The following is a 10,420-nucleotide window of genomic DNA, read 5'->3' on the forward strand; positions in this document are numbered from 1 at the left end:
TACATGCTTATCAATGATAATTTTTGATCTAGAGTATCAAAGGAAGAAAATAATTTCACAAAAAAAGAAAAAGTTCTTATTAACTATATTAATAAGAATAGTCAAAAAATGGATCAAGTTACTATTAGTTCTTTGGCTAAAGAAAATACTGTTGGTTATAGTGTTGTTTATAATTTAATTAAGAAGTTGGGATTTAAAGGTTATCGTGAATTTATCATTAGTTTAGCTGCGCAAGAAACTACTTTCAAAGCTTTAAATCGTGAGTTTTTTGGTGATCGTAGTGTTTTAAAAGAACATTATAAAAAACTGATGGATTTAAATGATTCAACGATTAATTATGAGGAATTACAAAGATTTATTAATTGAATAGATGATAATCGTAAAGCTTGTATTTATTTAGCAGGCATTGGTCATTCTGGTTTAGGTGCGGAGGATTTATCAAATAAATTATATCGGTTTGGTTTACGATCAATCTGTTTAAATAAAGATGATGATAGTATTTTAATGCATGCTTCTTTAATTATTCCAGAAGATGTAATAATTCTTTTTTCATTATCAGGTAAAACCGCTACTATTGTTGAAGCAGCTAAACTTGCTAAAAAGAATAATGCTAAAATTGCAGTTGTTACATCACAAGATAAAACTGAATTAGTGACTTATGCTGATTGAACATTTAATATTGTTTCTTCAGGACTTTATGAATCACAAGAAATATTTATTTCTCCATTATTTGCTATTACTTATTTTAATGATTTAGTAACAACATATTTATTAAAATCAAAGCATAAAGATTGATATTTAGAAAATAGAATTAAAACTAATAAAGTAATTAAAAAATTTAATTAATTTTTTAAATAAAAAAACTGTTTTTTTAAAAATAATAATTTAATATTATGTCATGAATATTTATTAAGTAAGGAGATGAAGTATGGTGTCTAAACAAGATGATATTTTGACAGTAGAACATGTTTTTCTTGAATCTGATTGTAAAACACAAGCAGAAGCTTTTCAAGAAATAGCAACTTCTGCTAAAAAATTAGGTTTTTTGAAAAAAAATATTAGTGAAAAATCACTAGTTAATAGTTTTCTACAAAGAGAAGGAGAAGGAACTACTGGTTTTGGTGATGGTGTTGCTGTGCCGCATGCCCGTAATGAAGATATTGTTAAATCAGGAATTTTTATTATGCGTTTTAAACAGCCAATTCCTTGGAAAGCACTAGATGAACAACCCGTTAAAGCAATAATTGCTTTAATTGTGCCACTAAAAAGTGCTGGTAATGAACACTTGGAAATTTTATCAAAAGTGGCACAAAGATTAACAAAACCGGAATTTCAATCAATATTATTTAATTCAAAAGATAAAAAAGCAATTATTCAATCACTAAATATTAATAATAAACCTAATGTTGAAACTAGTAGTAAAACTATTAGTGAAGATATGAAAGGTTCTTCAAAAAAAACTAAAAATATTATAGCAATTACTGCTTGTCCAGTTGGGGTAGCACATACTTATATTGCACAAGATAAATTAGAAATTGCTGCAAAAAATTTAGGCTATAATATTAAAGTTGAAACTCATGGTAGTATTGGTATTAAAGGTGCTTTTACAGCAACTGATATTGCCAATGCTGATTTAGTTATTATTGCAGTATCAGCCGGTGTTGCAGATTTAAAATTAGAACGTTTTAATAATAAACCATTATATAAAGTAGAAATTAGCAAAGTTATTAAAAATCCTGAAAGTATTGTTAATGATGCTTTTGCTAACGCAAAACCTTATGAAATAAACAAGTCAGAATCGGGACAAAAAGCGGAAAAAGAAAATAAATCAAATGATTTATTTACTACTGATAAACAAGGAATTATGAAACATATTATGGCTGGTGTTGGCTATATGGTTCCATTTGTTGTTTTTGGTGGAATTATGTTAGCATTATCAATTGGTATTGCTAAAGCAGTTTATGGTGCTGACTTTGATATTTCCAAGTTACCACACAATCATTTTCTTTATTTTATGAATCAAGCCGGAAGTATTGCTTTTACATTAATGATTCCAATTTTAGCTGGTTTTATCGCTAATTCAATTGCAGGACGTGCTGCCTTGGTTCCGGCAATGGTAAGTGCATATGTTGCTAATACAGCAGGATTAGTTTATCCAATTGCTGGTTTAGAGCCAAAGGTTTCTGCTGGATTTTTAGGAGCATTATTAATTGGTCCAAGTGTTGGATATTTAGTAAGATGAATTATTACTTGAAAAGTACCAAAGACTATTGCTCCAATTATGCCAATTTTCTTTATTCCTATTGTAGTAACATTTTTAATTAGTTTCACTTTTATTTATGCAATTGGAGCTCCAATTGGTTGAATAATGGAACAATTTCAAAATGGGTTAACCCACATGCCACGTGAAGCAATGGCAGCAATTGGAATGTTGCTAGGAGCAATGGTTGGATTTGATATGGGTGGTCCAATTAACAAAGTTGCTTTTTTAGCAGCTTCAACAACGATAACTGCTGATCCTAGTTCACAATTATTTATGGGAGCAGTAGCTGCAGCTATTCCTGTTGCACCACTTGGAATGGGTTTAACAACTTTGATTTTTCGTAAATTCTTTAATGAAAGTGAACGTACATTAGGTTTAACAGCTATGTTAATGGGGTGTATTGCTATTTCTGAAGGTGCGATTCCTTTTGCAGTAAGAGATCCAAAACGTGCTATTATTAGTAATATTATTGGTAGTGCTGTTGCTGGTAGTATTGCTGGTACTTTCTTATTAACTGATGCTGCGGGTCATGGTGGTCCTATTGTTGCTATCTTAGGTGCAGTTAGTTCAGTTAATTATGTGCTTTGGGTAAGTATTCTTTTATTCTTTTTAGCCATTATTGTTGGAAGTATTGTTACTTGTTTAGTATATGGTGGATTATTAATTATTCAATCACGTAATATTAAGGTTTTTAAATTAATGAATGAAAGAATCATGAAAATATTTAATAGTAAAAAATCTAAATCTAAAAATAGTAAAAATAAAGTTTAATTGAACAAATAATCAAAGTTTAGGAGAATGAATATGAATAATAGCACATCACAAATAATTTTTTTAAAACCTGCTTTTATTCGCAAATTATGAGGTAGTCAAAAATTAGCACACAAATTTAATTTTGATTTACCTAAAAATACACCAATTGGTGAAGCATGATTAGTTAGTGCTCATCCCAATGGAATGAGTTATGTTTTAAATGGCGAGTATAAGGGATTAAGTTTAGCAGAATTGTTTAAACAGCAACCCAGTTTATTTGCTAATCTTGATAGTTCAGGTAATGTGATTAATAAAGAATATCCGTTGTTAACAAAAATTTTAGACGCAAATGATAGTTTAAGCGTTCAAATTCACCCTGATGATAAATTCGCAGAAAAAAATCATCAATGTTTAGGAAAAACTGAATGTTGGTATATATTAGAATGTTTACCCAAAGGTAAAGTTATCTTGGGTCATAATGCTAAAACCAAAGATCAGTTTAATCAATGATTGGTAAAAGAACAATGACATAAACTATTAAAATATATTCCAATTAAAAAAGATCAATTTATTTATGTTCCTTCTCTAAAAATTCATGGCTTATTGGCACATACTATGGTTTTTGAACTACAACAATCATCAGATATTACATATCGTTTATATGATTATGGTCGTAAAGATGAACTTGGTAATTTACGAAATTTGAATTTGAAAGAAGCATCAACTATTGTTTTAGCTCCTGATTTAAATAGTAGTGAAGCTAATGGTCATGATAATTATTTAGTTGATAATAAGTTTTTTAAGTTAATTAAATTAATTAATGAGGGAATTAAGCATTATAGTTATCGTAATACTAGATGATTGCAAATCTCAGTATTGGATGGTAATGGTATAATTGATGATACTAGTATTAAAAAAGGTGACTCATTTATTTTACCAAATGGTTATACTGATTTTTGTTTAAGTGGAAACATGTTATTGATGGTTGCATATTGCTAATAAATTGTTTTATATATAAATAATTATTATAGTTTTTTTAATGCTTGTTCCAAATCATTTCATAAATCTTCAACATATTCAATACCAATTGAAAGACGAACAAGACCTTCTGAAATATTTGCATCTGCTAATTCTTGTGCATTATAAGTAGAATGTGTCATTGAAGCTGGATGTTCAATCAATGACTCAACTCCACCTAAAGAAACTGCCAAAATTATTAATTTTAAATTATTTAATAGTTTGATTCCTCCATCATATCCACATTTTAATTCGAAACTAATCATTGCTCCCGGTAATTTCATTTGTTGTTCATAAAGTACTTGTTCTGTTGCTGAATTAGTTAGTACAGGATAAAATACTTTTTTAATCTTAGGATGTTCTTTTAATCTTGCTGCAATTATTCTTGCATTTTTGCAAGCTCTTCATAATCGTAATTCTAAAGTTGATAGTCCTCTTAAAACAAGAAAGGCATCATGAGGTGATAATACAGCTCCTGTTAAATCTTTTAATCCTTCAAAACGAATTTTATGGGCGTATCAAGTTAATGGTTAGATTTAAAAAGAACTTAAATGAGAGATAATACTCTCATTTTTTAATTGTTTAACAATTATAATTAATTATTTTGATAAATCTGTACTTTATTAAAGTAATTAATTATTACATAACTGAATAAAAATTATTAAAGGCTATAGTGCAGATATAACTAATAGTAATTTTTGTCATGCTCTTTTAAAACTTGATATTTTTTGGTTCCCTTCCCCTAGAACCCCTACCCTCCAAGGCTTTGCTACTTACAGTAGCATAAGCCTATACGTAGTAGATAGATAAGTAGTTAGTAGTAATAAGCCTTTTATCACTGTAGGTGATAAGGCTTATACATAGAAAGGATACGTAATGATTAATGTTAATTTAGATATTAAAAATAAAATTAAAGAAACAACTAAAGGTATGTTATTAGAAATTGGTGAATATGAAACATGATTTCCTATTAAAGATACTATTATTGATGAAAAAAATAAAAAAATAGCATTAAAAATAATTGAAGATTTTTATTATAAATTAGGTAAAAAATCAATAACAAAAGATATTGAAAGTGTTAAAGGTAGTGATATTTTAAAATATATTAAAAATATTCCAAATATTACTAAGAATGAAAATGAATTAATATCTTGTGAATTTTATGAACAATATAATGGTTATTATATTTTTAAAAATGATAAAAATCAAAAATGTTTTAAATATAACATTACATGAGAACAAGATATGAAAAGTTTTAAAATAAATAATCCATATAATGATAATGATTTAGCAATAAATTATATTGTTACACCAATGAAAGATATAAAAACTCATAATCAAAAAATATTTTATTTAAAGTATTAAAGGAAATTAATATGCTATTAAATATTGAAAAAATAGAATTAATTAAAAATTTATGTAATGAAAAATTACTTAAAAATCAAAAATATATTGAAATAAATGAAATATTAAAAATTATAGAAAGAGATTAAAAATGGAAGAAATAGATAATTTAGAAATGCAAGAAGATAATAAAGAATTACAAAATAAGTTATTAAAAGAACAAATTGAATTAATTGAAGAACAAAAAGAATTTTATAAAAAATCATGAAAAAGTAGAATTATATTTTTAGTAATTGGAATAATTATTATGATTTTAACATTAATAATTATTGCTTCTAAACATTAATGAAAGGAATGAATAATTATGGAATGTAGAGAATATAGAATTAAAGGTTCATGTGATATTTGTCATAAAAATTCATCATATGGAAATAGAACTTGTAATAAATGTTTTTATAAATTAATAGGTGAAAAAAATGAAATGTAATATTCATAATGAAAAATATATATGATTTTCTGAATTAGAAAATACATATTATTGTAATAAATGTATTAATGACATGATTGAAGAAGATATGTATTTAACATCAAATAATTGAGATTCTTTATATGAATATTATATTAATGAATTACAATTAGAAAATTTTAAAGGAGTGTAATAATATGCAAAATAAAGGTTTTCAAGATATGAAAAATGATTTACAAATGTTTTTTAAAGATATTGAAAATGGTAAATATGGTCAAAGAATTAAAGAATTATTTATGAATAAAGAAAGTAGTGAATAAATATGGTAGCAGCACCTAAAAAGAAACCAGAAGATTTAATGATTAAACAAATTATTGTTCATTTAAGATTTACTGAAAAAGATTATGAAACATTAAAAGAAATTTGTGAAGAAAAAAATATGAAAATTAATGGATTTATAAGAAGTTTAATTAAAAATGCAATAAATAAATAGAAAGAGTGATTATAATGAATAATTTATATAAAAAAATACTTAAATTACAATTAGAAATTGGTAGTACACCTAAAAATGGTTTTAATAAATTTGGAAATTATAAATATTGATTATTAAGTGATATTTTTAATAAATTTAAATTATTATGTAAAGAATTAAATATTGTTATTACACATGAAGATATATTAACAACTGATAGAAAAATAAATTATTTAGATACTAAAGAAGTAGAAATAACTTATTTTAAAAGATATACAATTATTGATTTAGATAATGATAAAGAAATAAAATATTTTGATATACTTGCTTGTGCTAAAAATACAGATATAGCAAAAGCAAAAGGTAGTGCAGAAACTTATGCTTATAGATATTTTTTAATGAATTTATTGTTATTAAGTGAAGATGAACTTGACCCAGATAATGATAATGTTAATTTAATACAAAATAATAATAAACAACAAAATAATTATATTAATAATAATGTAAAAATACAAAATGAAAAATGAGAACCAAGTGAAAAACAATTAGATTATTTTGAAAAATATATGATTACAAATACAGTTTTATTTGATGAATGTATAAGAGAAGATATGGAAAGATTAAATCCAAATAATAATAAAGATTTTTTAATATTAATGGGTGAAAATTATTTAAAAGTATTATTTGATAAATTTAAAGAAATTCGTGAAAGATTTAAAAATTTAAAAAATAATAATAAAAATGAGTATAGAAATTATGAATAATTATTTACTTTCAGTAGACCCAAGTATAAAAAATACAGGTTTTACATTATGAGAAAATAAAAAACCAATTTGAATAAATAGTTATAGTTTTAAAAATTATAATTATGATTGAAAAAAAATACAAAAACAAATAAGTTATTTAATAGATATGAATAAATATAATTTATTAATGGAACGTGGTACTTTTCATTCAAAAAATGGTATTGGTTATGAAACACAAGAACATTTAAGAGGCTTTATTGCAGGAACATTTAATAAATTATTAACAAAAGATATGTTAATAAGTCCTTCTTCATGAAAGAAATGATATATAGATAATAATATTACTAATATTTCTTTAAAAAATTGAAATAAAAAAATAAGTGAAGATATATGTTTTTATTTAAATGAAAAATATGAATGAAATATTAATATTAATAATCATGATGAAGCAGATAGTTTATTAATTGGTTGATATTATTTAAATAAGGAAGTGAAATAATGACACCCATAGAAATATGAATACTTAGTTTAGTAACAGTAATAATTGGAATATTACTTTTATTTGGAATTACTGTATTTATTGCATATTTAATAGATTTAATTAAAGGAGAATAATTAATGCAAAAACAAAAACAAGAAAAAGTATTATTAAAATGTATTGTTAAAGATTGTAATAGTAAAGTATTAGTTACTTTAAAAACTTTAAATATAGAAGATAGTATTATTCAATTTTTTAATATGTGTTATTTTCATAAAAAACAATTTAAAAATAAAGTAAAAGAAATAAAAGAATATTATAAAAATCAAGTTAAAATGAAAAATAATGGTGTATAATTAAACCAAACTTAATATAAGTTTTTAACTAATTACTTTAATTTTAAAGTAATCAGTTTTTTTATTTTTTAAAAAGTAAAGGAAGATATTCAAGATTATGAAATATTTTAATCCAAGTTATTGATTTAAATTATGAGTATTATCTGCACCATTATTTAATAATGAAACTATAGGTATTAATGCTAAGTCAATTGATAATAAAAAGATTAAAGATTGAGCTAACAACAATACCAGTTTAGATTTAATAAATCAAGAAATAAGTTTTACAAATTCAACTAGTAATTATCAACCATATAATTTAAGTCCAACAAATCAAAATATAAACTCTATTTATCAAACAGAACTAGAAACAAGTACACATAAACATCGTCATAAAAAAAGCAGAAACAGAGATAAAAGACAACCTAATCCAAATCGAAGAGCAATTTTTCAATTAACTGAACAATTAACTATTGATAGTAATAATCGCCAACAATATAGAAATAGTTTTCAATCAGTTCTTCACTCATTAGTAAATAATAATATATTAAGAGTTGTTTTTGATAATACCGAAAATACAAATTGAGGAGAAATTAATAGAATATTTACTTTAAATACTCAAAATTATGGTTATTTTCGGCTTCCAATTGTAATTAGATGACAACAAAATGAACAAAGTCTTCAAAGAAATTTTGAATTAGTTTTAAGAACCGATAATTTATATATTCAAGGTTTTATAGTTACTGAAAGAGGTTCTCATATAGGAGAAATCTCTACTTATTATCATTTTGATTTTAGAGAAATTTATGAAGGAAGAAATTATATAAATCACCAGCAAAATCAATTATCAGAAAATCAAAGAAGATTATTACAAATGTGAAATAGACAACCTGCTGCTGTTAGAGATGATTCAGTTCCTCTTTTAACACAAATTGATGGAATGCAAAATAGACAGTTAACTGGAATTAGTCCAGATTATAGAGATATGATTCCAACTCAAAATAACAATATTAATTGAAATAGTGTTGTTAATTCTTTTATAGTATTAACTAATGATATTAATGTTTCTGAAGAGCATAGTTTAGGAAACTTAGCCAGATCTTTGGGACAAGTTGTTTTTATGACTGCAGAAGCAATAAGATTTCCAGATATTTATGCCCGTATAGTAACACATTTAGTTAATAGAGATGAAAATTTAGAATTTAACCGAAGAAGTGAAATTTATAGAATTTTAGTTAGTTGAAGTCAAAGATCAAGAAATAATCTTCTTCAACAAAGACTAATAGAAGCTATTGATAATATTAATAATCCAAACTGAAATGGTTTCACATTGTTCGACCTTACAAGAGAATTAAATTCACCGTCAGTTCAAGTTTTACTTGGCTATATTAATTTTAGATTAAGAAATAATGGAGGAGATGTAAATTGTCGTAGAGGAAAAAGAGAAATAAAAAATACTTATTGACATGAAAAATTTTGTGATTTAAAGCCAAAAAGTGATAAAATTCAAGGAAAAATAACTTCAATAAAAATTTTAGATGAAAAGACACAAGGTGGTAATTTAAAAGCTGGAACTATTTATGTTGGAACTGAAAATGGTGTATATTTAACTTATCCTGAAGGTGAAGTACATAAATTTAATAATTTAAATTTTCCAATTAAAGATATAATTTTAGATGGAAATGGTAGTGCTTATGTAATTAATGAAAAATGCGAAATTTATCATTTAAATTTAATAGGTTGAGATTCTAAAAAAGAAAATATGGAAAGCTGTGATTTAAATAAAGAATTAAAAATATATTATAATAATGATAAAGCAAGAGAACAAATTAATTTTGAACCAAGTAATTCTGAAATTAGAAAAAAAAGAATTTTTACTTTAAATTTAGGAAAAATTAATCCAGTTGATAACTATAAAAAAATTGAACTTTTAGGTGATTACTATTCCGATAAGTGAGGAACAAGAGTAAAATGAGGCTCTTATATTTATGATTCAAATCATATAACAAACAAAGGAAAAAATTCTGATATCGGTACAGTTATGAGAGAAGGAAGTAATAAATTAGTAGATAATATTAAAAATTATAAAGTTAATGATGATACTACTATGTGATGAATTGAAAACCATTATGCTCCTTTGCTTATTCAAAGTGTTAGTGATACTGATTTTATAGCTTGAGTGGAAGGGTTACAAAAATTTGGATTTACTTTCTATTGAGAAAATGAGAATTATTATTTACAAGCTATAACTTTTCAATATTTAGATTGAAGAGCTTCAGAAGCTAGTCTTGAATGTTGAATGAAAATTGGTAATGGTATTAGATTATATAATGATGATGAAAATATAAGAACAAAAAGAGAAATATTTGATAAAAATAATTTAGAAGACAAACCTAATAAAAGAGTTATTAGTAATGAATTAAAAAATCTAACTAAATGAACTGATGATTTTACAAAAACTATTAATCATGAACAACATTTATCAATTGATAATAAACCTAATTTTTCTACAAATAATATAACAAGTTTATAGTAAATTTAAATAT

15 protein-coding genes are annotated in these 10,420 nt (G+C 24.3%); 14 read left to right on the forward strand and 1 reads right to left on the reverse strand.

Going from position 1 to position 10,420, the window contains the following annotated elements; translation table 4 throughout:
• Nucleotides 1–3 precede the first annotated feature (3 nt).
• From AACK89_RS02690 to AACK89_RS02700, 3 genes are all read left to right on the forward strand, one after another.
• On the forward strand, nt 4–846 hold the full coding sequence (locus AACK89_RS02690) for a MurR/RpiR family transcriptional regulator (protein WP_338979052.1): 843 nt from the start codon (nt 4–6) through the stop codon (nt 844–846).
• Nucleotides 847–928: 82 nt separating this feature from the next.
• Nucleotides 929–3,034, forward strand: a complete 2,106-nt coding sequence (locus AACK89_RS02695) for a fructose-specific PTS transporter subunit EIIC (RefSeq protein WP_338979054.1) — start codon at nt 929–931, stop codon at nt 3,032–3,034.
• 33 nt (nt 3,035–3,067) lie between these two features.
• Nucleotides 3,068–4,015 (forward strand): type I phosphomannose isomerase catalytic subunit, encoded by a 948-nt coding sequence (locus tag AACK89_RS02700; protein ID WP_338979056.1) that lies wholly within the window; start codon nt 3,068–3,070, stop codon nt 4,013–4,015.
• Nucleotides 4,016–4,041: 26 nt separating this feature from the next.
• Here the strand turns inward: AACK89_RS02700 and AACK89_RS02705 are convergent, their stop codons facing one another.
• The gene (locus AACK89_RS02705) at nt 4,042–4,473 is read right to left on the reverse strand and encodes a PLP-dependent transferase (RefSeq protein ID WP_338979273.1); all 432 of its coding nucleotides are present in this window, start codon (nt 4,471–4,473) and stop codon (nt 4,042–4,044) included.
• Here AACK89_RS02705 and AACK89_RS02710 point away from each other — a divergent pair.
• The 11 genes from AACK89_RS02710 to AACK89_RS02760 all read left to right on the forward strand — a co-directional run bounded on the left by AACK89_RS02710 (nt 4,427) and on the right by AACK89_RS02760 (nt 10,407).
• Nucleotides 4,427–4,567 (forward strand): hypothetical protein, encoded by a 141-nt coding sequence (locus tag AACK89_RS02710; protein WP_338979058.1) that lies wholly within the window; start codon nt 4,427–4,429, stop codon nt 4,565–4,567. The genes AACK89_RS02705 and AACK89_RS02710 overlap by 47 nt on opposite strands.
• 342 nt (nt 4,568–4,909) lie before the next feature.
• Entirely contained in the window at nt 4,910–5,398 is a 489-nt protein-coding gene (locus tag AACK89_RS02715) for a hypothetical protein (RefSeq protein WP_338979060.1), read from the forward strand.
• A 130-nt stretch (nt 5,399–5,528) separates the two neighbouring features.
• Nucleotides 5,529–5,723: a hypothetical protein gene (locus AACK89_RS02720; RefSeq protein WP_338979062.1), complete on the forward strand. Its 195-nt coding sequence runs from the start codon at nt 5,529–5,531 to the stop codon at nt 5,721–5,723.
• An 18-nt stretch (nt 5,724–5,741) separates the two neighbouring features.
• Nucleotides 5,742–5,864 (forward strand): hypothetical protein, encoded by a 123-nt coding sequence (locus AACK89_RS02725; protein ID WP_255495881.1) that lies wholly within the window; start codon nt 5,742–5,744, stop codon nt 5,862–5,864.
• A complete protein-coding gene (locus tag AACK89_RS02730) occupies nt 5,854–6,036 on the forward strand; it encodes a hypothetical protein (protein WP_338979065.1) in 183 nt (60 codons plus the stop codon). The genes AACK89_RS02725 and AACK89_RS02730 overlap by 11 nt, the downstream gene beginning before the upstream one ends.
• A gap of 4 nt (nt 6,037–6,040) precedes the next feature.
• Complete coding sequence (locus AACK89_RS02735) at nt 6,041–6,163, forward strand: hypothetical protein (RefSeq protein ID WP_338979066.1); 123 nt, start codon at nt 6,041–6,043, stop codon at nt 6,161–6,163.
• A gap of 2 nt (nt 6,164–6,165) precedes the next feature.
• A complete protein-coding gene (locus AACK89_RS02740; protein ID WP_338979067.1) occupies nt 6,166–6,336 on the forward strand; it encodes a hypothetical protein in 171 nt (56 codons plus the stop codon).
• A gap of 14 nt (nt 6,337–6,350) precedes the next feature.
• Nucleotides 6,351–7,079, forward strand: a complete 729-nt coding sequence (locus tag AACK89_RS02745) for an ERF family protein (RefSeq protein ID WP_338979069.1) — start codon at nt 6,351–6,353, stop codon at nt 7,077–7,079.
• Nucleotides 7,072–7,560, forward strand: a complete 489-nt coding sequence (locus AACK89_RS02750) for a hypothetical protein (RefSeq protein ID WP_338979071.1) — start codon at nt 7,072–7,074, stop codon at nt 7,558–7,560. The genes AACK89_RS02745 and AACK89_RS02750 overlap by 8 nt, the downstream gene beginning before the upstream one ends.
• A gap of 119 nt (nt 7,561–7,679) precedes the next feature.
• The gene (locus AACK89_RS02755) at nt 7,680–7,895 is read left to right on the forward strand and encodes a hypothetical protein (RefSeq protein ID WP_338979073.1); all 216 of its coding nucleotides are present in this window, start codon (nt 7,680–7,682) and stop codon (nt 7,893–7,895) included.
• Between the two features lie 97 nt (nt 7,896–7,992).
• On the forward strand, nt 7,993–10,407 hold the full coding sequence (locus tag AACK89_RS02760) for a ribosome-inactivating family protein (protein ID WP_338979075.1): 2,415 nt from the start codon (nt 7,993–7,995) through the stop codon (nt 10,405–10,407).
• Nucleotides 10,408–10,420: the final 13 nt, after the last annotated feature.

The organism is Spiroplasma endosymbiont of Panzeria rudis, assembly GCF_964019705.1.
In the GTDB taxonomy this organism is placed as follows: Bacteria; Bacillota_I; Bacilli_A; order Mycoplasmatales; family VBWQ01; genus Spiroplasma_E; species Spiroplasma_E ixodetis_A.